A 23754-nucleotide genomic window follows, 5' to 3' on the forward strand; every position below is an offset into this window, starting at 1 on the left:
TGAGCTCGGCTCTTTTGTCCGTGAAGTTGACGCGCAGTATAGCGACAGGCCCTAGACCGGCAAAGCGCTGGCGGTGCCCGATGGTCACTGAAAGTGGGTAGAATGCGGTTTTTTTCCAGTTGCGGGGGTGCGCGTTGCGCGAAATCGTCCTGATTAACATCACGGGAGTCGACCGTCCGGGTCTGACGGCGGCCATTACCGGTGTACTGGCGCAGGGTGGTGTGAATATCCTCGACATCGGTCAGGCGGTGATCCACGACATGCTGTCGTTCGGCATCCTGGTGGAAATTCCCGACTCCTTGCAAGGCAAGTCGGTGCTCAAGGACATCCTGTTCAAGGGCTATGAGCTCGACCAGCAGGTGCGCTTCACCCCGGTATCCGAAGAGGATTACCAGCAATGGGTGGGCAATCAGGGCAAGAAACGCCACATCGTTACCCTGCTGACCCGCAAGGTCACCGCCGGCCAGTTGCAGGCCGTGAGCTCGATCACCGCCAAATACGGCCTGAACATCGACCATATCGACCGTCTGTCGGGTCGCATGCCATTGGACACTCCGGCGGACAAGGGCAAGGGTTGCATCGAGTTTTCCGTGCGCGGCGAAGCGGCCGACCCGCAGGCCTTGCGCGCCGAATTCCTCAGCGTGGCCCAGGAGCTGAACGTCGACATCGCCTTCCAGGAAGATTCGCTGTTCCGTCGCAACCGTCGTCTGGCGGTGTTCGACATGGACTCGACCCTGATCGAAGCCGAAGTCATCGACGAGCTGGCCAAAGCCGCCGGCGTCGGCGACCAGGTTTCGGCAATCACCGAGCGGGCAATGGCCGGTGAACTGGATTTTCGCGCCAGTTTCAAAGAGCGTCTGGCGCTGCTCAAGGGCCTGGATGTCAGCGTGCTGGATTCGATCGGCGCCTCCCTGCGCCTGACCGAAGGCGCCGAAACCCTGTTCGCCGAACTCAAGCGCCTGGGTTACAAGACCGCGATCCTGTCGGGCGGCTTCACCTACTTCGCCAAGCAACTGCAGGCCAAACTAGGCATCGACTACGTGTTCGCCAACGAACTGGAAGTGGTCGACGGCAAGTGCACCGGCGTGGCCATCGAGCCGATCGTCGATGCCCAGCGCAAGGCCGATCTGCTGAAGCAGCTGGCTGAAAAAGAAGGTTTGCGCCTGGAGCAGACCATCGCCGTGGGTGACGGCGCCAACGACCTGCCGATGCTGGCCATCGCCGGTCTGGGCGTGGCGTTCCGCGCCAAGCCGCTGGTCAAGCAGTCGGCGAAGCAGGCGATCTCGACCCTCGGTCTGGATGGCGTGCTGTACCTGCTGGGCTTCCGGGATCGCGACGGGCAGCTCTGACCCGTGCACAGGATCGCAGCCCTCGGTTGCGATCCTGGCTCAAAGAGATTTCCACAACGAGTCGAAATCCTCTTCGCCCCCGCCATTCTGCGCGCCCTCCAGCGAGCGATAGGCAAACTGATTGAAACTGTGAGTGCTGGCCACCCGCCGATCCAGTCCGGCGCGGTGCTCTTCGCCCTGGGTGTTGATCAGCACTTTATTGCCCTCCTGAAACGGCAGTCGCGGCGCCAGTAGCGTCGCCGGCAAGTCGATTGCGCTGATCTCCGGCAACAGCAAACCGCGCAGATACTGGCTGTGATCATCCCGCGAACGCACCAGTTGCAACCCACATGGCCGGGCATGCGGAGCTACCAGTTCGATGCCCATTTGCGTGCCGGCGCCGCGCACCTGGCGGATCCAGCGCACCACGGCAATGCTCCAGCCCTGATTGAGGCTGTCCTGAATCCCGACCATTTCCCCGGCCTGCAATTCGGCCGGTACGTCCTTTGGCCAGGCCAGGCAATAACCACCGGGGCTGTGATTGATGACGGGCAAGGCGTAGGTCGGGTAATGCGGCGGGCTGTCAGTGTCGCCTTCATCGTCGATCAGTGGTTCGTAGCGGATTTCCTCGTAGGGCAACAATTCATCGGACGTGCTCTGCGGCGCGGCATCGAAGGCTTGGCTCCAGCTATCCTTTTCGCCCTGAACCACCGCGCGGCTGAAATTCGCCGCACGGGCGCCGGGGTGCTTGAGCAGTTCGCTGAAGGTGCGTTCGCCGCCGAGGTAGAAGTGCAGGGCGCTCATGCCGACGCATACGGTCAGGTTGCCCTGGCCGACGGTGCGCTGGAAGCTGCGTTCGGCGGCTTCGCCCCAGGTAGCGTGCAAATGTTGCAGGGTGTCGAGGGTCAGACCGGCCGGTACGGGCAGCGGCGTGGTCGCATCCTGATGCAGCAGGTGGGCTTCGATGGCATTCACCAGCGGTTGCGGATCGAAGCCGAGCAGGCGGGCCTGTTGCTCGCTGCGAAACTGGGAGCGGTAACGCGGGCCGGCGTCGATCTCGGCCGAAACCGCGAACAGCCCCTCGCCCTGATTGGCGGGGTGCAGTTTCAGCCAGGCACTCCACGGTTCCACTACTTGGGCCAGGCGTGCGATCTGGTTCTGTCGCAATTGATTACAACGGGCGCTGCCCAGCAACAGGGCGGCGAGGTAGGTCTGCTCGACGCTCAACTCGCCGGTCAGGCTGGCAAGGTCGTCGCGCACCCGGCGATGTTGCAGTTGCAGCTCGCAGGCGCAGCGAAACAATTGATGCAACTCGAACCACAGCTGTTCCGGCGCGGCGCTGTACAGCTGCGTGGCGCGAACCAGTTGCGCTTTCAGTGCATGAGCCGCGCGTTGCAGCGCTTCGCTCACCAGGGCTGCACGATCCCGCGAGTACTTGGGCGCGATCCGCAGAATGATTTGTTTGTAACCGATGGCCAGTTGGCTTTGCAGGGCCTGGCATAGATTGCTGATCTTGCGCGAGCGCTCATCGAGCATGATCGCCTGATGCAGAAAGTGCCGCTCCAGGTGCTGGCAGACGAAATAAACCTCGGGCCGCAACAGTTCCAGCAGATGCAGGCGGTTGTCGCTGGGCGTCAGCAGTTGATTGAGTTCGCCGAGGCCTTGATACAGCAGACGCGCGGTTTCGCCGATGTTGGCCTTGGGCAGGTTGGAGATCCAGCGTTTGAGGTCGCGCGGGGTGGCTTCACAGAAGGACAGGCGCAACTGCGTGGGCGTCGGGGCGCTCAGTTGGGGGCGTGATCGTGGCTCACTCATGCCGTGGCAAGCTCCGGCGGCGAATAGGGCAATGCCAAAAACTCTAGCAGTTGTGGCCTGTTTCGCAGGCGATTGTCAGGCTTTTTTACCGCTGGCCTGCTGGCCTGGTGCCATTTCGGCAGGCACTACCAGGCTTGTGGCAAGTGGGTGATCGGCGGGCGGGATAACCAGAACGTTATCGCGTTGAACGTCACGTTCAGTGACGGAGGGAACAACCTCGGCGGCAGCCATACCTGCGCCAACGAAGGGCCGATCGGCTTTCGTGGGCAGATAGAGTAACGACGCCACTCAGGTTGTGTCCGCCCCTTCGCAGATGTGCGAAAGGGCGGATCAACAGGTTCAGGCGTTGGACAGTGCCAGGGCCTGACCCATCTGTACCGGCGAGCCGGCCTTGATTTCTTCAACCCATTTCACCTGATCCGGCCCGAACAGCACGATCGCGGTCGAACCCAGCTTGAAGCGCCCCAGTTCTGCACCTTTTTCCAGATGGATTGGCGCACGGGCAGCTTCGTCGTAGCGGAAGGTTTTCAGTTCGCGCTTCGGTGGCGTGACCAGACCGGCCCACACGGTTTCGATCGAGGCCACGATCATCGCGCCCACCAGCACCACGGCCATCGGGCCGCGCTCGGTGTCGAAGATGCACGCCACGCGTTCGTTGCGGGCGAACAGCTCAGGGACGTTTTCCGCGGTGGTCTGGTTGACCGAGAAGATCCGGCCCGGGATGTAGACCATTTCGCGCAGGGTGCCGGCCAGCGGCATGTGCACGCGGTGGTAGTCCTTCGGCGACAGGTAAACAGTCGCGAATTCACCCCCCATGAACGGCGCAGCATTCGCCGCATCGCCACCCAGCAGCTCCAGCACGCTGAAGCTGTGGCCCTTGGCCTGGAAGATGCGGCCGTGCTCGATCGGGCCGAGCTGGCTGATCGCGCCGTCGGCCGGGCTGAGGATCGCGCCCGGGGTCTGGTCCAGCGGACGTGCGCCGTCTTTCAGGGCACGGGTGAAGAAGGCGTTGAAGTGCTCGTAAGCGGTTACGTCTTCAACCAGCGCCTGGGACATGTCCACTTGATAACGCTTGGCGAACCAGGTGGTGAAGGCATTTTTGAACCAGCGCACACGGCACTCGGCGACGCAGCCGGCCAGGCGCGACAGCAGGTGATGCGGCAGCAGGTACTGGCTGATGATAAACAAACGCTCTTTCATGACTGTCCTTAAAAATCCTTAAAGCTCGACGGGGGTATCGGGGTGGTTGCCCCATTCGCCCCAGGAACCGGCGTAGCCCTTGACCCGCGGATAACCGAGAGCCTTGGCCACCAGATAAGTGAAACCGGACCGGTGGTGGGTCTGGCAGTGAGTGATGATTTCTTTGTCCTTGGTGATCCCGAGGTTTTCCAGGATCTGCGGCATGTCGGTACGGATGCGCAACTGGCGCGCCTGATCCATGCCCGCCGTCCATTCGAAATTGACCGCGCCGGGGATGTGTCCACCCTTGGCCGCGAGGACTTTCTCGCCGGAGTATTCCAGCGGCCCGCGGGCGTCCCAGATCGCCAGGTCGGCAGCGCCGAGACGGCTTTGCAGGTATTCGCGGGTGGCGGTCGGTTCCTCGTGCAGGGTCAGGGCAACCGGGCCGCCCGCCGCCGGAGGAATCTGGATCGACATCGGCGAACCTTCCGCCAGCCACGCCGGCAGACCGCCGTCGAGATAGTGGTATTTGTCGTGACCGATCACGTCGAGCAGCCAGATGAAACGCCCGGCCCAGCCGCCGCCTTCGTCGTCATAGACCACGTAGACCGCGTCCTTGCGATGGCCGAGTTCGCCGAACAGTTCTTCGAGTTTTTCTTTGCTCGGCAACAGGCCCGGAGCCGGCGCCTGACCCAGCTGAGTGCGTTTCGGATCGACAAAACGTGCGCCGGGAATATGTCCCTCGGCGTAGCGGGCGGCACTGGTCAGATCCACCAGAATCAGATCGCGGGATTCGAGGCGCGGCAGCAGGTCGCTCGGCTCGATCACCAGGGCCAGGCCAGAGAAATCAGACATGTGAGGTCTCCAGAGCACAAAGGGGATGGATTGTAGCTGTCATTGGCCGCGCTGGCTAAAACTGTGCAGGGCTTTCTCGATGCACTGCGCGGTTTTGCCGAAGGCTTGTACGGTGATGTCGGCGAACGGCCCGCCACCCTGGTCGGCGACCACGATCATGATCACCCGGCCGTTGTTCACCAGCGAGCGCAGGAACAGATGTTCGCCACGAAACAGCGTGCGCAGCGAAGGTGGGAGCAGGGCGGAAAACTGGGCGTTGTTGTCTGGGGTGATCCGCACTTGCGCCTGCTGCGCGAGCAGGCGTTGCAGCACCGAACTCTGGCTGACGACGAAATTGAGCGCAGCGGCTTCCTTCGGCAACCCTGAGGTTTGATGGACGCGCAGATTGGCGTGGCTGCGGTCGGCCATCAGGATCATCACCCGGCGCATGCCGCTGGCGACCAGCGCGTCACGGGCGGCGACGGTCAGGCTCATGGCGTTGGTGAAACGGCTTGGCACGGCCAGCAGTTCGGCGCACTGCCGGCGCCACTGGGTCAGATCTTCAGCGGACGGCGCCGCCGCCGGGAGCATTCCGGCGGGCAGCCGACGGGTTCCCCACGGCCACAACAGCGAAACCGCCGGGTGCCACAGGTCCGGCATGGAATGAAGGCGAGCGCTGACGGCAGCCTGTTGGTGCAGCTGCTGTTGCACCTCGTCCATCGAGATTTGCAGGTAGAGGCTGGTCAGGTATTGCCAGCGCTCGCTGTGCGGACTGTCCCAGGCTTGTTGCGCCGAGAGGGCCAGGCCGTTGGCCAGCAACACGGTGTTGGCCGGTTGATTGAGCCAGCGGCGCAGGGTCGGATCGTCATCGAGGCGGTTTTGCTGGCGCAGCGGATGATCGACGTCGCGGGCAATGCGCAGGACCTTGACCAGTTCGCGCTGCTCGTTCAGCAGCAGTCGATAGCCTTGCTGCACCCAGATCGGCAGACGCCAGGCTTCCACCAGCGCTTCGCCGATTTTCAGCAGGCGCACACCGAACAGCTGCTTTTCCACGACGCGCGCTGATTCGCCTTTGTGGATAACCCGCACTTCCCACTCTTCAAGCAATTTGGGAAAGGTCAGCGCCAACGGCCACAGCGGCGACAGAAACAGCAGGCTGCCCCAATGAATGTCCTGCCAAAGTCGCGCCAGGCGGCTGGCAAAAAAGCCGTTGGCCTGTTGCGTGGCGTGCTGGCTGATCATCTGCAGCTGGCGCAGGGCCTGGGGAATTTGCGCGGCAGGTTCGGCGGGCAGGCGCGCCAGCAGTTCCTCGGTGCGGCCAAGGCCGAGGCGATTGATCGCCACTTCGAGGTTTTCCGCCGGCGCGGTCATGTTGCCATGGGTGTGGCGGTTGGCTTCGCGGATGATGCTCAGGGCCAGCGCCGGGCTGTCCTGCATCAGGTCGGCGATGTCGCGCAGCGAGCGGCGGTCATCTCGAATCGCCCGGCAGACTCGGTCATGGGCGTCTTGCGGTACTGGCAGGCGAACGCTGTCGAGCAACTTCACCCAGCCATCGAGTGTGGTCGGTTTCACGTGTGGGACGTTCGTTTCATTAGCCATGTCTGGACGAGATCTTCACTGACTGTAGACGCGCCCGGCATGGGCTAAATTGGCTTTTCGCCTGAACTGGCTATAGTCTGGCGCAGTTTTGCCGATAAGTAGAAGAAGAGATTTTTTAACTTCCGAATATGACCTTGAACCCGACTTAAACAAGTACCTTTCTACCTATGGCTAAAATTATCGGCATCATCGTCGTATTCGCGAGCGTGCTCGGCGGATACGTGCTCTCCCACGGCAAGATTGCCGCCCTGATCCAGCCCTTCGAGGTGATGATCATCGGCGGTGCGGCACTCGGTGCATTCCTGCAGGCCAACCCCGGTTACATGACGATGCACGTGCTCAAGAAGTCCCTGAGCATGTTCAGTTCGCGTTTCAGCCACACGTTCTATCTGGAAGTGCTCGGCCTGATCTACGAGATCCTCAACAAGAGCCGCCGTGAAGGCATGATGGCCATCGAAGGCGACATCGAAGACGCCGCCGCGAGCCCGATTTTTGCCAAGTACCCGGCGGTACTGAAAGACGAACGCATGACCGCGTTCATCTGCGATTACCTGCGCATCATGTCCTCCGGCAACATGGCTCCCCACGAGCTGGAAGGCCTGTTCGACATGGAGCTTTACAGCCTGAAAGAAGAACTGGAGCACCCATCGCACGCCGTCAACGGCATTGCCGACGGCATGCCGGGTTTCGGTATCGTCGCGGCGGTACTGGGTATCGTGGTGACCATGGCGTCTCTGGGTGACGGCGATCAGAAGTCCATCGGTCTGCACGTAGGTGCGGCACTGGTCGGTACCTTCTTCGGTATTCTCGCGGCGTACGGTTTCTTCGGCCCGCTGGCGCACTCGCTGGCGCACGATGCCAAGGAAGAGCTGAACGTCTATGAAGCCATCAAGGCCTCGCTGGTGGCTTCGGCCTCCGGCATGCCGCCGTCGCTGGCTGTCGAATTCGGTCGCAAGGTTCTGTACCCGGCTCACCGTCCAAGCTTTGCCGAGCTGGAACAAGCCGTTCGCGGTCGTTAAGCCATGGAAAATAACCAGCCAATAATCGTCAAGCGCGTCAAGCGCATTGCCGGCGGGCATCACGGCGGGGCGTGGAAGATTGCCTTCGCCGACTTCGCGACGGCGATGATGGCGTTCTTCCTGGTGTTGTGGCTGCTGTCCACCGCGACCCCGGAGCAGAAGATCGCCATCGCCGGTTACTTCAAGGACCCGGTCGGTTTTTCCGAGAGCGGTACGCCGTACATCATCGATCTGGGCGGCACGCCGACCCTGGCGCCGGAAAACACCCTCAACCCTGAAGTGAAGTCTCAGCCGCAACCGGACAAGGTCACGGTCGACACCGATCAGGTCGAAGGCATGGCCGAGCAGGTCGAGAAGGAACGCCTGGAGCTGCTGCTGCAAGAACTGCAGAACAAGGTCGACGAGAACCCGCAGCTGCAGAAATTCAAGGACCAGATCCTGTTCGAAATCACGCCGAACGGCTTGCGCATCCAGATCATGGACGCCGAGAACCGGCCGATGTTCGACTCCGGTTCTGCACGCCTGAAGCCATACTTCGAAGACATCCTGCTGGCCATGGCCGACACCATCAAAGCGGTGCCGAACAAAATCAGCATCAGCGGCCACACCGATGCCAAGCCTTACGTGGGCAACGGCGACTTCGGCAACTGGGAGCTTTCGGCCAACCGTGCCAACGCCGCGCGGCGGGCACTGGTGGCAGGCAGTTATCCGGACGCTCAAGTGGCTCGCGTGGTGGGTTACGCCTCGTCGGCGCTGTTTGACAAGGAGAACCCGTTCAACCCGGTCAACCGCCGCATCGACATCGTGGTGTTGACCAAAAAAGCCCAGGCGGCCATCGAAGGTGCGCAAGGTGCCGATGCCGCAAAACCGGCAGAGCAAGGTCAGAACGGCGCGGCTCCGGCCACCCCGGTCGACCCGAACGCCTTGCCGGCGGATCAGCAACCGGTGCCGGCCCACGAGTTGCGCGAACGGCTGAACCTGTTCGACGACCCGCTGCCGAAACCGACCGAACCGGGCAGCGCGGCGCCAGCCCCGGCGCCTGCTGCACCGGCCACTGCACCGGCGCCCGCGCCGAAACAGTGATCCAAAAAAGCCGACAGTGATGTCGGCTTTTTTGTGCCCTGTGCCCTGCATTCAAGGAGCGTTGTTGAGCAGGGTATCGCGCATAAGCGACCTTTCCCACTCCATTTGAAGAAACTGCCTACATTACCCGCAAAGCGCTCTTGGTAGCGTGCCCGCCAATTCTCGCGAGCACGAACCACGGACGGTTTGGACATCGCGCTCTTTTCCTCTTTGCTTAAGGATAAGCGTATGTTCCGGTCGGCCAATGCGGCGCATTTCGTGTTGCAGATTCCTGCGATCCGCCACGACTTCAAGGTCCTGGCCTTCAGCGGCACCGAAGCGATCAGCACCCTCTACGGCATTCACATTGAACTGGTCAGCGAACACCCGGATTTCGATCTGGAAAGCTTGCTTGCCCGGCCCGCGTTTCTGCAGTTTGGCCACAACGGCGAAGGCATTCACGGGCATATCGAGGATGTGTTGGCGGGTGAGTCGGGCAAGCGTCTGACCCGCTACCACCTGACACTGGTGCCGGCGCTGCACTACTTGCAGTTCAGTCGTGATCAGCGGATTTTCCAGCAGCGTACGGTGCCGCAGATCATCGCGCAGGTGCTCAAGGGGCATGGCATTCAAGCGGATGCCTTCAGCTTTCATGTCGCGGCGAATCCGCCCCGTGATTACTGCACCCAGTACGGCGAATCCGATCTTGAGTTCATCCAGCGCCTGTGCGCCGAGGACGGTATCGCCTGGCATCACCAGCACTCGGTGGACGGGCATCTGCTGGTATTTACCGATGACCAGGTGTTTTTACCCAAGCTCGGCGCCACGCCCTATCGGCAGGACTCCGGCATGGTGGCCGAGCATCCGGTGGTCAGCCGTTTCAGCATTCGTACCGGCACCCGCACCAGCACGGTCGTGCGCCGCGACTATGACCTCAAGCGCCCGAGCCTGCTGGTCGAGAGTCGCTTTACCGCCGATTTCACTCCGGTGCTGGAGGATTACCGCTATCCGCTGTTGATCGAAAACGAAAGACGCGGCAAGCAGCTCGCACGGCAGGCGCTTGAGCGCTCTCGCGCCGACTATGAGCTGGGTGAAGGAGAGAGCGATCAAGCCAACCTGCGCAGCGGCCATCTCTTTGAACTGGCCGAACACCCGCGCCAACACTGCAACGACCTGTGGCTGTTGCTCAGCGTTTCCCACGAGGGGCGTCAGCCTCAGGTGCTTGAAGAATCGGTCACCAGCGATGCGAAAGACACCGACGGTTTCACCCAGGGTTATCGCAATACCTTCAGCGTGATCCCTGCCGAGGTGGTGTTCCGGCCACCGCTGCCGGCACCTCGTCGTCCGCTGGTCAGTCAGACCGCCCGAGTCACCGGGCCGGTCGGCGAAGAGATCTATTGCGATGAGTTTGGCCGGGTGAAGTGCGAGTTCCCATGGGACCGCGCCGAACTCGACAGTGAGCGCAGCAGTTGCTGGCTACGGGTTTCGTCGAGTTGGGCCGGTGAAAGCTTCGGCTCGGTGACGATCCCGCGCATCGGCATGGAAGTGCTGGTGACCTTTCTGGAGGGTGATCCGGATCAGCCGCTGATTACCGGGTGCGTGGCCAACAAAGTCACCTCGGTGCCCTACACCCTGCCTGAGCACAAGAGCAAAACCGTGCTGCGCAGCCACAGTTCGCCACACACCGGCGGCTACAACGAACTGATGATCGAAGACCGTGCCGGGCAGGAAAAAATCTACCTGCGGGCCGAGCGCGACTTCGAACAACTGATCCTCAATGACAGCCACAGCCAGATCCGGCGCGACCGTTTCCAGCAGGTGGACAACCAGAGCACCAGCCTGATCAAGGCGGATGAACGACACACCACCGACGGAACGCGCCATACGGTCATCGGCACCGACGATCTGCTCAGCATCAGCGGCAACAGCAGCACCACGGCGGACGGCACGCTGGTCATCCAGGCCGGCCCCCATGCGCGGGTCACCGCCAGCCAGGTGGTGATCGATGCCGGGACCAGCCTGACGCTGACGGCGGGCGGGCATCACATCGTGATCAATTCGGGCGGGATCTTCAGCAGCGTGGCGATTGTCGAGGGTGGTGCGCCGGTGGCGGGGGCCGCCGCGCAGTCGGCACTGGCGGCGCCGGAATCTTCACAAACGCTCCTTGCGTTATCCATGACCACGCAATTGGCCGCCCTGGCTCAGGCAGCAGAGCAGGCTGCGTCCGTCTGCGCCGTGTGCGAAAAACTGGCGCAGGTGAGCGCATGAATCGGGCGTATCTGTTGCTGGATCAAATCCAGATCGAAAACCTTCCGGAACGCCTGTTCGAGCTGACGGGAGGCGTAATGCCTCACTCGCTTTATCAGCGCACGGCCTACAGCGCCCTGGATAAAGCAGGCCCCGTACTGGTGGCGGTAACCCCTGACAGTCCTCTGGCGCAGGTCTTTTCACAGGAGTGGAGCACGACGGCGGGGCTCTGGCTGGAGTCGCAAGCCGATGAGGGGGCATTGCTGGAGCATTTGCGCAGCCTGATCCACGCCCGTGTCGAGGGTGATGTGACCGTGCTCTTTCGCTTTTACGATCCCCGCATCACTGCGTTGTGGCTGGCGGACAAGCCCGCAGCAGAGCGGGATCGGTTGATGGGACCGGTGCACCTGATCCGGCTGCCGGGCCTGCAGATCCGGCAGCTCACCGAGCAACCGGCGATCCCTTACGCGGACAGACCGTGGCTGGTGCTCACGGCGGAGCAGCTCAATGACCTGAACGCTGCGAAACGCCGGACATTCGCCGGGCAACTGATCGAACATGCTCTGCGGTATTTCCCGAAATGCCTTGGATCGCAGGAACCGACGGCTTTGCAGCAATGGGCCATGGACTGTCAGGGCAGTGCGGCGCGCAATGGCTTCAGTGCCGTGGAGGAGGTGCTGCTCTGGGCGCGTTTCTACGCAGTGCTGGGGGCGGACTTTCCCGATGGGCCGGCGCACGGCGCCTACCGGCAGTTGCTGGCCGAGCCTGGTGTGTTGCCCCGCCAGCGCCTGGACAACCTCAACGGCGCATTGACGCATCAGTTGCTGACTGACAAGGACCTCACCCTATGAGCGCCGAAAAACTGGCCATGGTCGACCAGGCCGCGCAGGCCGAACGGGCCGCCAAAGCCCAGCCGCATGTGGATATCAACAGCACGGTGCATCCGTGTCCCGCCAGTCAGCCTGATCTGTTTGTGGTACCGGTGCGCTATGCGCTGGCGCACGAAAAGGCCGAACACGCCTGTTGCGTTCCCGGTATCGCGCCCGAGAGTCGCCCGATGGCAACGCGTCGCTTGCGGGCGGGGTTTGTGTACGTCTGGCAGCATCAGGGGCCGCTCAAGCGCTACGCCGTTTCAGCCGAAGGGCTGTTGCAGGCGCAGCCGCTGGACGCGGGGCCCGCCCTTGTGGCCGACGCAACGCTGGCCGGCCTGTCGCTGCCAAAAGCTCACGATGCCTGGATGCTTTACAGCGAATTCCCCCTGGGTGCCGAGCACTGTCAGTCACTGAGCGAGGACAGCGCCAAACGCACTCAGCACATGCGATGTATTGCGCTGCGCACAGTGGCCGACGAATTACAGGCCCCGCACTGCCCGGCCCTGGAGCGTGCCGATGAGGTCATGGCCGAACTTCTGCCGAACACCTATGCCCGGTCGATGAAAGCCGATCAGCAAAAAAATGCCGAGGACACCGACGCCCTCGGCGCGACACTGCTGAAGGATCCGACTGTGGCCAACATCAAGGCCTACACCGATGCCATGCACCGGATCCGCGAGCGCAACAAGGTGCTCGCTCAACACCCCGACGCCAGCGACCAGCCGCCCGGCGAGTGGAGCGCCGAGCCATGGGACGGTCAGGGCACCCGGGACTGGCTGGACAACGCCAGGGCGCAAAGCGACGGCCTGTTCGCCGTCTTCGCCTGTCTGGATGACGATCCTGGCGTGCTGCGCGATATCAACCATGAACAGGAATGGCTGGAATCCGGCCACGAGCAATGGCTCGGCGAAAACAACCTGCGCCTGAGCATCGGCGGGTTTGTGCGCAGCCTGATCACTGAGGACGGTGCAGAGCTGGCCGGCAATCTCAGCTACCGCTACAAGGATCGAGACATCAGCCTCACGCCGGCGCAGGGCCGGGTCATGCTCGACGCTCAGCATCGACTGGAGGAAGAGCTCAAGGCTGAAACCCGGGCCCGGCAGTATGGCGGTCAGCCGAGTCATGCAGAGTCCGCCGCCCGCGATGCCCGCATCGCAGCGATTGTCGCGCCGGTGCGGGCGTTTATTCCGGCAGACCTGTACCGCGAGGCCGAGGTCCTTGTCCGCGAATATCGCGCGGAAAAACTCGCCAACCTGAACAATCATCCGTTCGGCGCCAAGGTCGGCGAGTACATCGATCTCGACGCGATGAACACCTGGTTCAGCGACACGGCCGCCGCCCACTTTCAACAACTCGAAGAGCGGCACGCGGCGTTGTTCGCTGACCGGGGGCTGTACCTCAAACGCTCGTCCAGCGGCACCTGGTTTGTCGACTTCGACGACCTGGCGGCGCGCCAGTGGCTGACCGAGCTGGCCACCGGCTGCCTGACCGCCCAGTGCATCCGCGCCCAGGGCGCCGAGCAATACGCCGACTATGTACGCGCCGCCGACGGTGGCGCACTCCGGCAACTGTTCAACGCCTGGACGCCCTCACTCGAAGCGGCCGTCAACAATGCCTCGCGCCTCAGCGAGCTGATGGCCGCGCTGTCTGCCGACAACATCAGCGCCACCCATCAGGCGCTGGCGCCGTTGAGCGCAGTGGTGCTGGATGACATCGCGACCATGGCCCGGGACGCCGCCAGCCAGTGGAGTGTGCTGGTCAACCGGCTGGGAGCGGCGTTGTTGCTGCTCAAGGGTGACAACGGCTTCAGTGCGTCGTGGATGAGCATCTTCGTCGCGGCGAGGCTGGGGGGTGAAAGCCGTTTGCAGCAAGTGTCCGAGGGCGGGCGACAGGTGTGGGCGTTGCTGGGGCAACGGGCCGAGGCACTGGCCCAATGGGTGAACAAGACAGGCAAGGCGATTGGCGTCGGGCGGGTGGAACGGATCGTCAATTCGCCGGTGGTGGTCAACAGCGGGGGCGTTGTGCCGCTGGCGGCGCTGCTGGTGAACGTGGTGAATGTGCAGAACTACTTGAAAGAGGCCGGGGTGCTGGAGGGGATGGAAGGGCGCCGGGTGAATGACACGATTTCGGCGAGTCTTTACGGGGCGGCGGCGTTGGTGGCGGTGGTGGATAGTCAGGTGAGGGTGGGGTTGGGGAGGGATAGGTTTTACTTCTTCGGCACTGCTGCGCCGGCGCTTACGTTGTTTGGTGGTGTGATTGGCGCATTGTCGGCGGGTGCAGCATCCTCCGAATTCAAGTCTCTACAGCAGCAAATTGAAAACGCCCAAAACGCCGTCGATCCATGGCTGGAAATACGTCAGACCGTGGTAGGTGGGCAAGTAGCCGCGTTTGGCGCCCAGGCATTGTTAGGATTTGGCTATACCGCCCGTGCCTTGGCGGGGGCAATCACAGTAGACGTCGCCATTTTGCGTTACACACTCTACATGGGGCCATTGAACTGGATCATTGCCGGTTTGGGTCTGCTGTATCTGACGGCCTGGATTTTTGAAAAGACGCCGCTGCAGCACTTCCTGAGTTCCTGCTGCTGGTCCAGAGCCCGGGCCAATAATCTCGAGCCCCTTGCGCCCAAGGCTCAACAGGACGAGCTTGACCGTTTGTACCTCATCCTCTACACGCCACGGGTCTCCATGCAGAGCAGCTCCAGGCAGGCACCTGATAATGGCCGTTCCGGCCTGACTTACGTCAGCGCCATTGATTCCCTGACCATCGACCTGCCGGGTGCCGAGCCCGGCAACGTCTACCTGGAACTGAGCATGGTCGGCGACCCGGTGGATACCCTCGAAAACCGCTACCTGATCAAAAATAGTCCGATCGACTATTTCAGGCCTCCCCGTCCCTGGCGCGATATGACGCCCTTCTGGTTGTCCAGCAGCAGTTGCCAGTGGATACCGATCAAGGAAGGTCGGGGTTTGCGTATAGGCGGTCCATTCAAAGAGGTGAAAGACGTATTGCGCACTCCCCCTGGCACGTTGTCGCTCAGGTTGCGTTATCGCACACCGTTGACCGGAATACTCGGTGCCCGCTCTTTCATCGGTGGAGAACGAGGATTGGCGTTCACCTTGAACAACACCACCGGCGTCATCGCCCTGAGAAACGACCCGACGCCCGAGCTTGATCGTGTACCGAACTACCCGCTCGGTGAGGACCACCCCGGCGCCATTTACCTGCAACCCAAGGACAAACAATGAGTACGCCACCGGCCGGCACCACGAAGAAGGGGATTTTCTCGCGCAATGACTATTTGGCGCCATTGCCGATTCCAACCGGGAGAAAGCCCTGTGACGTGCTCAATATCGTCTGGCGCAAAAACGACGTCTTCATTGACATAGGCAACTACAGCATCGGTTCAGCGGTGATGGTGATGTGGCCGGGAGTGATGGTGTTTTTAGCAATGTCATTTTTTACTCGAAATCTGACTTCTGATTTCAGTCAGGACATTTTGATCCTGGGCGCATGTATCATGGCCCTTCCGATTTTTTGGTTGATTCAAGGCCTCTTTCGCGAAGTCCCCTTACCCGTGCGCTTCAACCGCCAACGCCGCGAAGTCTGCGTCCCCCGCGACAACGGCGAATACTGGATCGTCCCTTGGGAAAGCGTGACAGCGGCCGCCACCCAGCAGTCGTCGGTCAGTCAGGCCGGTAAAAACACCATGGGTTTACTGGTCATCGGTTTCGAAAACCCCGACCCGGATGCCACCCAAGACAACAAGCATTTTTCGCTGGGCTTCAACTGCGGCGGTGGTACGACGGCGATGGCGTTGTGGGAATGCATGCGCAGTTACATGGAGATCGGGCCAGAAGCATCGCCGGATGCCGCAGCGCTCAATTCAGGCGCCAACCTGCGTTACTACGTCGATTACATGAAAGATAAAGCCAAAGAACGTGGCTGGTTCTTGACGTTGTTATGGGAAGGCGTATTCGGCGTATTCATTTTCAATGCACCTCTCGCGACTTATCTGCAAAGAAAAAAGCTATATCCGCCCCCCGACTTGCCCCATCCCGACATCATCGAATGGTCAAAACCCCTCCCTCCCGAACAATGGGCCAAACGCTCTCCTGAACTAGAGGTCGCCATCGCCCAGCGCGAGGCTGAACTCGCTGCACCGGCCAAAAGCGAGCGGGTTTGAGGCCGGCCCTGCACTCTGAATGCAAAAAAGCCGCGATAATCGCGGCTTTTTTGCGTCTGTCAGAACCCCCGCCGAATCCGGTTTTTCAGTTGTTCATGGAAGATTTCCGCGTTGCGTCTGTAGGTGCCGCTGAAGGATTCGTTACTTGAATCCAGCGTCATCGAGCGTTTGTTCGTCACTTCTTCACGGTAGGCGTCGATGAAGAAGTTCAGGTCGTTGGCCGTGCTCAGCTTCGGCCACTTGTCCAGGTACAGCGGCAGTTGGGCGGCGCCCGTTCTGAAGGAACAGATCCGCCGGTTGCTGATCGTCGCTTCGCCGATCTCGAACGGCACCCACCAGGACAACGCGGTTGACTCCGAGACCACCGCCAGCAGGTGGGTGCATTCAGTGATGTTGCGGGTGATGACTCCGGTGATGTCGTCGGTGGTCTGGGATTCGGGGTCCAGCACGTCCAGATAGGTTTTGATATTGGCCTGCTTCAGGCGGGCATCGATCGCGAGGGCGTGGGCGCGGTCCATGTGGCGGTAGCTGATGAATACGGGCATCAGAAATGTCCTTTGAGGGCGAGTTCGCGGTAATAGGCACCCAGAGCTGTCAGGCGACACCCGGTAGAGTGCATGGCGGCGTAATACATGTGTTCGGCGTCCACCGGCTCGATCAGGCTGTGGCGGTTGCACATTTGCAACTGTTTGAAGATGTCACCGTGATCGGGATCGAACGAGGCGGCGGTGGGTTCGAAACTGGGGTCTAGCCGGAAGACAAAACTCGGTTCCGGAAACCAGTCCTTGAGCTTGCGCAGGGTTTCTTCGGCGATCAGCGGTGCGACCTCGCGCAGTGGTACGAACTGCGACACATTGGTCTTGAACACCGGCCGCTGCTCCCAGGCCCCCAGAGCATTGTCGACGAACGAGTAAACGCTGCCGGGAGTGACCTTGCCCAGCACGTTGGCGGCACCGCCATGCAGGGCTTGAAGCAGCAGGTCCGTGAACACGCCATGGCCACGGCTTTCCAGGGCGGACTGTTCTTTTTTGCAGGCGGTGAGAATGGTCACGCCTTCGCCGATCAGGCTGCTGCCGCCGCGCAAGTTGCGCACGGCACCGGCGGCGCCAGCCTGGCAGCAATCAAGGATGATGATTTTGTTCTTGATCTGCTGGGCGTTGTCGGCCCACTGCAGAATGTCGCTGATGCGAATGCCGTCGCCGCCGGGCTGATAGTCCTGGGGGATCAGCAACCCTTCATCGATGCTGGTATCGAACTGGCCATGGCCGGCGAAATACAGAAGCGCAACATCGCAGTCGCCCGAGAACAGGCTTTGGATGTGCTGCCTCATGGCCGTGAGCGAGAGGTCCTCCTCCGCCGAAGTCAGCACCTTGCTGCTGAAGTTGGGCCGTCCGCTGGCATGGCGCTCCAGCACCGAGGCCATGGCCATTGCATCATTGTTGCAGCCGCTGAGCGGCGAAACGTGGGTGTAGTGGTTAATGCCGATAAACAGTCCCTTGCGCATGATTACACCGCCGTATGAAGGCGTATGGCGCTGACGATGCTGTTGGTATTCCACGCACATTCGACATGCGCGGCGTCGCTGACCACTTTTGCGGTGCGTTCGGCGCCATGGGGACGAATCGCGATGATCACCTTGCCTAGACGTTTGGCAATCTCGATTTCCTTCTGAATCCATTTGCTGTAGGCCGAGTACATACCGGCCATGACCAGCACTGCCGAGCATGGGCGGATCTTGTTTTCGATGGTCTCTTCCAGCTCCTTGTCAGTGCGGGCGTCGATGATCGGATTGTGCGGCGGCACCGAGAAATTTTTGAAGGTGAACGTCGGGTGATCGCTGAGCAGGCGGATCAGATTGTCGTGGGAGCCGGAGTAGTTCCAGGAGTGGCTGATGAACAAATGGTAGGTTTGCATGGGGCCTCGGAGGTCGCGACAGTGCGAAGGAGGAACCCAATGTAGGCATCTGGCGTGTGCCAACAAGGCCTGAGCGGTGAAATAGAAATGTCCTGCAAGCAGGTGTGGGCGGAGCTGTCAGAAAGGTCTGACGTTCAACAGATTACCGGGTTTGTCAGACGCGGTCCGACACACGGCAGCCCTCGGGCGAGGTGCTGCCGTCGCGGATGTTCAGTAACCGTTTTCCGGCAAGCTGGCGATGATCGAGCGATAGCTGTTCATTCGCTGCTGCTGCACGCGGCCGTCTTCCAGGGCCTTGAGCAGTGCGCAACCGGGTTCGCGGTCGTGCTTGCAGTCGCGGAAGCGGCAGGTGCCGAGCAGGTCGTTGAACTCGATGAAGCCGGCTTCAACGTCGGCGCGGCTGACGTGGCCGAGGCCGAATTCACGGATGCCCGGGGAGTCGATCAGTTCACCGCCGCCAGGGAAGTGGAACAGCCGCGCGGTGGTCGTCGTGTGCTGACCCTGACCGGACCACTCGGACAATGGGCCGACACGGGTTTCGACATTCGGCAACAGGCTGTTGACCAGCGACGACTTGCCCACACCCGACTGGCCGACGAACACGCTGATGCGCCCGTCGAGTTGTTTCTGCAATTGCTCCATGCCGTTGCCATGGTGCGCCGAGACTTCCAGCACCGGGTAACCCAGCGTGCGGTAGACGGCCAGCAGAGCATTCAGCGCAGGGGCGTTCTGTTCGTCGATCAGGTCGAATTTGTTCAGCAGCAGCAACGGGCGGATGCCGGCGTGCTCGGCCGCGACCAGATAGCGGTCGATCAGGTTGGCATGGGGCTCGGGCATCGGGGCAAAGACGATGACGATCATGTCGACGTTGGCGGCCACCGGTTTGAGCTGGCCACGGCTGTCCGGACGGCACAGCTCGGTGGTGCGCGGCAGTTGCGCGACGATCACGCCGATGCCCTGGTTGCCGGCGCGCCAAACCACCTGGTCGCCTGTCACCAGCGCCGGCAGGTTGGCGCGCAAGTGGCAGCGGAAGACCTGGCCGGCCAGTTCGCCGTCAACGGCCTCGACCTCGACCTGCACACCGAAGTGGGCGATCACCAGACCGTGTTGCTCCGGGCCCAGATCGCCGCCTTCGAGCGCCTCGACTGCCGAGGACTCGCGTTTGGCGGCGCGGGCGGCGCGCTCGCCCTGAATCTTTTCGATGCGCCAGTTTTGACGACGATTGAGTTGGCGTTTGGCCATGGGTGTTCCGTCTGAAGAATGCAGCGATTAGGTAAAACGGCCGCGAGTTTAGCACGCCCGGCAGGCTGCCTAGGCTAAACTGCGCAGCATTGCTCAGGAGCCGAAATATGCAAAACCCGCAGAATCTGATCTGGATCGACCTGGAAATGACCGGTCTGGATCCGGAAAACGACGTCATCATCGAAATGGCCACCATCGTCACCGACAGTGACCTGAACACCTTGGCCGAAGGTCCGGTGATCGCCATCCACCACAGCGACGAAGTCCTCGCCCGCATGGACGAGTGGAACACCCGCACGCACGGCAACTCCGGCCTGACCCAACGCGTGCGCGACAGCCGCGTAAGCATGGCCGAGGCGGAAGCCGAAACCATCGCCTTCCTCGAAAAGTGGGTGCCGAAGGGCAAGTCGCCGATCTGTGGCAACAGCATCTGCCAGGATCGCCGCTTCCTTTATACCCACATGAAGTCGCTGGAAAGTTACTTCCACTACCGCAACCTCGACGTCTCGACGCTCAAGGAACTGGCCGCACGCTGGGCGCCGGACGTGCGAGACAGCTTCAAGAAAGGCAGCACTCACCTGGCGCTGGATGACATCCGCGAATCCATCGCCGAGCTGCAGCACTACCGCAAGCATTTCATCAAGTTCTGAGATCGGCACCCGCGCCGGGGCGCCCTCTTTTGGTGCCTCGGCGAAGTGAGTAGACTGCGCGCCTTCCTGCCAGGATCGCCACCATGTTGCTGATGCTCTATCTCGTCGCCATTACTGCCGAAGCCATGACTGGCGCCCTGTCTGCGGGACGTCGCGGCATGGACTGGTTCGGCGTGGTGCTGATCGCCTGCGTCACGGCTTTGGGCGGCGGTTCGGTGCGCGACGTGCTGCTCGGGCATTACCCGCTGACTTGGGTGAAGCATCCGGAATACCTGGTGCTGACAACGATTGCGGCGATGATCACCGTGTTCACCGCACGCTGGATGCGTCACCTGCGCTCGCTGTTTCTGGTGCTCGACGCGGTCGGTCTGGTGGCATTCACTCTGATCGGCTGCATGACCGCCCTGGAAATGGGCCATGGCATGCTGGTGGCCTCGGTCAGCGGCGTGATCACCGGGGTATTCGGCGGCATCCTGCGCGACATCTTTTGCAACGACATCCCGCTGATCTTCCGCCGCGAACTCTACGCCAGCGTCTCGTTCGCCGCGGCGTGGTGCTACATGCTCTGTCTGTTTCTCAACGTGCCGAGTGAACAGGCGATTCTGATCACGTTGTTTGGTGGTTTTCTACTGCGGCTGTTGGCGATTCGTTTCCACTGGGAAATGCCGAAGTTCGTCTATAACGACGCGCCTTGACGGTCGGCGTGCTGTTTCAGCGCCCATTCCACATGTTCGCGTACCAGCTCTGAGGGGTAATCGCGTCGTGCCTTCAGTGCTTCCAGCACTGGAATGCTCGATGGCGCATTTCCCAACCCCACCGCCAGATTGCGTAGCCAGCGCTCGTATCCCGCGCGGCGTAGCGGCGAACCTTCGGTGCTGCTGAGGAATTTGTCTTCATCCCACAAGAACAGCTCGGCCAGCTCGGCGTTGTCCAGATTGTGTCGTGGCTTGAAGTCGATTTCGCCGGACGGGCGGGCGAAGCGGTTCCACGGGCAGCAGATCTGGCAGTCGTCGCAGCCGAACACGCGGTTGCCGATCAGCGGTCGCAGATCTTCGGGGATGGCGTTCTTAAGCTCGATGGTCAGATAGGAAATGCAGCGTCGCGCGTCCAGCACATAGGGGCCGACGAAGGCGTTGGTCGGGCAGATGTCGAGGCACACGGTGCAGCGTCCGCAATGTTCGGTGCTGTGGGGTTCATCCACTGGCAGCGGCAGGTCGACGAACAGTTCGCTGAGAAAAAAGTAACTGCCAGCCTTGCGGTTCAGCACCAGGGTGTTTTTGCCGATCCAGCCCAACCCGGCCTGTTCGGCGATGGCCTTCTCCAGCACCGGTGCGCTGTCGACGAAGGCGCGAAAACCGAACGGCCCGATCTCGGATTGAATCCTGTCCGCCAGTTGTTGAACGCGTTTACGGATCAACTTGTGATAATCGCGGCCCAAGGCATAACGCGAGATGTAGGCCTTTTCCGGTTTGGCCAGCAATTGCGCCATTTGTGTGTCGCCCGGCAAGTAGTCCATGCGCAGCGACACCACGCGCAAGGTGCCCGGCACCAACTCTTCGGGGTGCGAGCGTTTGCTGCCGTGGGCGCCCATGTAATCCATTTCGCCGTGGTAGCCGGCCTCGAGCCAGCGTTGCAGGTGCTGTTCATGCTCGGCCAGATCCAGACCGCTGATGCCGACTTGCTGGAAGCCCAGCTCGCGGCCCCAGTCCTTGATGGATTGGGCGAGGGCAGGCAGATCTGTGGTGATGGCGGACATGAGGCGAGAGAAACCGGAGCTGAGGTGCGTATAATTCTGCCAGACATCGGAGCCCGAAGACGCATGCCGAACACTAAAGATCAATTACCCGACGCGCTGTACCGTGCCGCGCAGGTGCGTGAACTCGATGCACGACTGATCGCCGCCGGCACGCCTGGCTTCGAATTGATGCAGCGTGCCGCCCATGCCACGTGGCGCGCGCTGGTACGCCAATGGCCGGCCGCGAATCAAATGACGGTGCTGGCCGGGCACGGCAACAACGCCGGCGATGGTTATCTGGTGGCAGCGCTGGCCCATCGGGCGGGTTGGCAGGTTCAGGTGCTGGCTGTCGGCGAGCCGCAACGCTTGAAGGGCGATGCCGCCGTGGCGCACGCCGAAGCCGTGGCCGATGGTGTCTCGATTGCCCCATGGGATCTGTCCTGCGAGTTGCGCGGTATCGTCGTTGACGCGTTGCTCGGCACCGGCCTGAGCGGCGATGTGCGTGAGCCCTACGCCGCTGCGATTGCGGCGATCAATGCCAGTGGACTGCCTGTGGTGGCGGTCGATATCCCTTCCGGGTTGTGCGCCGACACCGGTCATGCGCTGGGTGATGCGGTACACGCTGACCTCACCGTGACGTTCATCGGCCTGAAGCTCGGGCTGTTCACGGGTGCGGCGGCGGATCATGTCGGCGAACTGCTGTTTAACGACCTGCAGGCGCCTGCCGAACACTTCAGTGACTTGCCTGTCGCCGCTCGCCGGCTCAACGTGGCGAACCTTCCGCGTCTGGCTGCCCGTTCGCCGGCCGCGCACAAGGGACGATTTGGTCATGTGCTGCTGATCGGCGGTGATCACGGGTTTGGCGGGGCAATCCTGCTGAGTACCGAAAGTGCGTTGCGCAGTGGTGCCGGGATGGTCTCGGTCGCGACGCGCCCGGAACATGTCCCGGCGGCGCTGAGCCGGATACCGGAAGCCATGGCGCTGGGCGCTTCTTCAGCCAATCAATTGATGGGGCTGCTGGAAAAAGTGTCCGTGCTGGTGGTCGGGCCGGGGCTGGGTCAGGCCGGTTGGGGCAGGGCGCTGTTGTCAGCTGCCGCCAATGCGCCGTTGCCGCAGGTGTGGGATGCCGATGCGTTGAACCTGCTGGCTTCCGGTTTTGTCAGTCTGCCCAGGGATTGCGTGATCACGCCGCATCCGGGGGAGGCCGCGCGGCTGCTGGGGATCAGCACCGCCGAGGTGCAGGCCGATCGTCCGGCGGCGGCGCTGGCGTTGAGCAAAAAATATACAGCGGTGGTGGTGCTCAAGGGCGCGGGCAGTCTGATTGCTCATCCCGATGGTCGTCTGGCGCTGTGTCATCAAGGCCATCCGGCCATGGCCTCCGCGGGACTCGGCGATGTGCTGGCCGGTCTGACCGGCGCGCTGCTGGCTCAGGGCATGGACGGTTTCGATGCCGCGTGCCTGGCGGTCTGGCTGCACGCCAACTCCGGTCTGCAACAAGGTAAATTCGGCCGTGGGCTGGCGGCCAGTGATCTGATTCCAGTCATTCGTCAGTTGTTGGAGGAGCATGCACCGTGTCTGAAGTAACCCTGTACCTGGCCGATGAACAGGCCATGAGCGACTTTGGCGCACGCATCGCCCGTATCACCCAGGGCCATGGCCTGATCTTTCTCGAAGGCAACCTCGGGATGGGCAAAACCACGTTGTCGCGGGGCATCATTCGCGGTCTGGGGCACATCGGGGCGGTGAAAAGTCCGACCTTCACCTTGGTCGAGCCCTACGAGATCGGTGACATCCGGGCCTTCCACTTTGATCTGTATCGCCTGGTCGATCCGGAAGAGCTGGAGTTTCTCGGGATCCGCGACTATTTCGAAGACGATGCCCTGTGCCTGATCGAATGGCCCGATAAAGGTGCAGGCTTTTTGCCAAAGCCTGACCTGACCATTACCATTAGCCCGCAAGACAGCGGACGTTCGCTGACCATTTTGTCCCAGGGCTCGCGCGGCGAGGCCTGGTGTGCCGCTTTGGCATTGGAAACCAATTGAATGATGGGGTTAGGTATGCGCTTTCGCGCG

Annotated in this window: 21 protein-coding genes; 12 read left to right on the forward strand and 9 right to left on the reverse strand. The window is 61.7% G+C overall.

Annotated features, from left to right (window positions below):
• Positions 1-134 precede the first annotated feature (134 nt).
• Positions 135-1349, forward strand: coding sequence for a phosphoserine phosphatase SerB (gene serB / locus I5961_RS02570; RefSeq protein ID WP_085701029.1), 1215 nt, complete (start codon positions 135-137; stop codon positions 1347-1349).
• Between the two features lie 39 nt (positions 1350-1388).
• On the opposite strand, the gene I5961_RS02575 is transcribed toward serB, so the two are convergent.
• Positions 1389-3143, reverse strand: a complete 1755-nt coding sequence (locus tag I5961_RS02575) for a molecular chaperone (protein ID WP_227234249.1) — start codon at positions 3141-3143, stop codon at positions 1389-1391.
• A gap of 72 nt (positions 3144-3215) precedes the next feature.
• On the opposite strand from I5961_RS02575, the gene I5961_RS02580 reads away from it, so the two are divergent.
• Positions 3216-3422, forward strand: a complete 207-nt coding sequence (locus tag I5961_RS02580) for a hypothetical protein (protein ID WP_227234251.1) — start codon at positions 3216-3218, stop codon at positions 3420-3422.
• A 60-nt stretch (positions 3423-3482) separates the two neighbouring features.
• Here I5961_RS02580 and asd read toward each other — a convergent pair whose 3' ends face one another.
• From asd to I5961_RS02595, 3 genes are read right to left on the reverse strand one after another with little or no spacing between them, the layout of a single operon-like run.
• Positions 3483-4343, reverse strand: a complete 861-nt coding sequence (gene asd, locus I5961_RS02585; protein ID WP_085701027.1) for an archaetidylserine decarboxylase — start codon at positions 4341-4343, stop codon at positions 3483-3485.
• Between the two features lie 18 nt (positions 4344-4361).
• The gene (locus I5961_RS02590) at positions 4362-5177 is read right to left on the reverse strand and encodes a rhodanese-like domain-containing protein (protein ID WP_064379082.1); all 816 of its coding nucleotides are present in this window, start codon (positions 5175-5177) and stop codon (positions 4362-4364) included.
• Positions 5178-5216: 39 nt separating this feature from the next.
• A complete protein-coding gene (locus I5961_RS02595) occupies positions 5217-6755 on the reverse strand; it encodes an HDOD domain-containing protein (RefSeq protein ID WP_085701025.1) in 1539 nt (512 codons plus the stop codon).
• A 167-nt stretch (positions 6756-6922) separates the two neighbouring features.
• Here I5961_RS02595 and motA point away from each other — a divergent pair, with 167 nt between their 5' ends.
• The 6 genes from motA to I5961_RS02625 all read left to right on the forward strand — a co-directional run bounded on the left by motA (position 6923) and on the right by I5961_RS02625 (position 16141).
• Positions 6923-7774: a flagellar motor stator protein MotA gene (gene motA / locus I5961_RS02600; RefSeq protein ID WP_085685206.1), complete on the forward strand. Its 852-nt coding sequence runs from the start codon at positions 6923-6925 to the stop codon at positions 7772-7774.
• 3 nt (positions 7775-7777) lie between these two features.
• Positions 7778-8857, forward strand: coding sequence for a flagellar motor protein MotB (motB, locus tag I5961_RS02605; protein WP_227234252.1), 1080 nt, complete (start codon positions 7778-7780; stop codon positions 8855-8857).
• Positions 8858-9085: 228 nt separating this feature from the next.
• The gene (gene tssI / locus I5961_RS02610; protein WP_227234254.1) at positions 9086-11104 is read left to right on the forward strand and encodes a type VI secretion system tip protein TssI/VgrG; all 2019 of its coding nucleotides are present in this window, start codon (positions 9086-9088) and stop codon (positions 11102-11104) included.
• Positions 11101-11934 (forward strand): DUF4123 domain-containing protein, encoded by an 834-nt coding sequence (locus I5961_RS02615; RefSeq protein WP_227234255.1) that lies wholly within the window; start codon positions 11101-11103, stop codon positions 11932-11934. Before tssI ends, I5961_RS02615 begins: the two co-directional genes overlap by 4 nt.
• Complete coding sequence (locus tag I5961_RS02620; protein ID WP_227234257.1) at positions 11931-15203, forward strand: toxin VasX; 3273 nt, start codon at positions 11931-11933, stop codon at positions 15201-15203. Before I5961_RS02615 ends, I5961_RS02620 begins: the two co-directional genes overlap by 4 nt.
• Complete coding sequence (locus I5961_RS02625; protein WP_085703401.1) at positions 15200-16141, forward strand: DUF6708 domain-containing protein; 942 nt, start codon at positions 15200-15202, stop codon at positions 16139-16141. The genes I5961_RS02620 and I5961_RS02625 overlap by 4 nt, the downstream gene beginning before the upstream one ends.
• Before the next feature lie 59 nt (positions 16142-16200).
• Here I5961_RS02625 and I5961_RS02630 read toward each other — a convergent pair whose 3' ends face one another.
• The 4 genes from I5961_RS02630 to rsgA all read right to left on the reverse strand — a co-directional run bounded on the left by I5961_RS02630 (position 16201) and on the right by rsgA (position 19297).
• Complete coding sequence (locus I5961_RS02630; RefSeq protein WP_085701321.1) at positions 16201-16686, reverse strand: toll/interleukin-1 receptor domain-containing protein; 486 nt, start codon at positions 16684-16686, stop codon at positions 16201-16203.
• Positions 16686-17645: a caspase family protein gene (locus tag I5961_RS02635; RefSeq protein ID WP_085701320.1), complete on the reverse strand. Its 960-nt coding sequence runs from the start codon at positions 17643-17645 to the stop codon at positions 16686-16688. Before I5961_RS02635 ends, I5961_RS02630 begins: the two co-directional genes overlap by 1 nt.
• A gap of 2 nt (positions 17646-17647) precedes the next feature.
• Complete coding sequence (locus I5961_RS02640) at positions 17648-18055, reverse strand: TIR domain-containing protein (protein ID WP_085701319.1); 408 nt, start codon at positions 18053-18055, stop codon at positions 17648-17650.
• Between the two features lie 210 nt (positions 18056-18265).
• Positions 18266-19297, reverse strand: a complete 1032-nt coding sequence (gene rsgA / locus I5961_RS02645) for a small ribosomal subunit biogenesis GTPase RsgA (RefSeq protein WP_085703402.1) — start codon at positions 19295-19297, stop codon at positions 18266-18268.
• A 107-nt stretch (positions 19298-19404) separates the two neighbouring features.
• On the opposite strand from rsgA, the gene orn reads away from it, so the two are divergent.
• Both orn and I5961_RS02655 read left to right on the forward strand, forming a co-directional pair.
• On the forward strand, positions 19405-19947 hold the full coding sequence (gene orn, locus I5961_RS02650) for an oligoribonuclease (RefSeq protein ID WP_007950739.1): 543 nt from the start codon (positions 19405-19407) through the stop codon (positions 19945-19947).
• A gap of 83 nt (positions 19948-20030) precedes the next feature.
• The gene (locus I5961_RS02655) at positions 20031-20642 is read left to right on the forward strand and encodes a trimeric intracellular cation channel family protein (RefSeq protein ID WP_039766632.1); all 612 of its coding nucleotides are present in this window, start codon (positions 20031-20033) and stop codon (positions 20640-20642) included.
• Here I5961_RS02655 and queG read toward each other — a convergent pair.
• Complete coding sequence (queG, locus tag I5961_RS02660; protein WP_227234259.1) at positions 20624-21703, reverse strand: tRNA epoxyqueuosine(34) reductase QueG; 1080 nt, start codon at positions 21701-21703, stop codon at positions 20624-20626. The two genes, I5961_RS02655 and queG, sit on opposite strands and share 19 nt — an antisense overlap.
• 63 nt (positions 21704-21766) lie before the next feature.
• Here queG and I5961_RS02665 point away from each other — a divergent pair, with 63 nt between their 5' ends.
• Together I5961_RS02665 and tsaE are read left to right on the forward strand one after the other, a co-directional pair.
• Complete coding sequence (locus I5961_RS02665) at positions 21767-23266, forward strand: NAD(P)H-hydrate dehydratase (RefSeq protein ID WP_227234261.1); 1500 nt, start codon at positions 21767-21769, stop codon at positions 23264-23266.
• The gene (tsaE, locus tag I5961_RS02670) at positions 23254-23724 is read left to right on the forward strand and encodes a tRNA (adenosine(37)-N6)-threonylcarbamoyltransferase complex ATPase subunit type 1 TsaE (protein ID WP_085701315.1); all 471 of its coding nucleotides are present in this window, start codon (positions 23254-23256) and stop codon (positions 23722-23724) included. The genes I5961_RS02665 and tsaE overlap by 13 nt, the downstream gene beginning before the upstream one ends.
• Positions 23725-23754 lie beyond the last annotated feature (30 nt).

It is taken from the genome of Pseudomonas sp. IAC-BECa141, assembly GCF_020544405.1.
In the GTDB taxonomy this organism is placed as follows: domain Bacteria; phylum Pseudomonadota; class Gammaproteobacteria; order Pseudomonadales; family Pseudomonadaceae; genus Aquipseudomonas.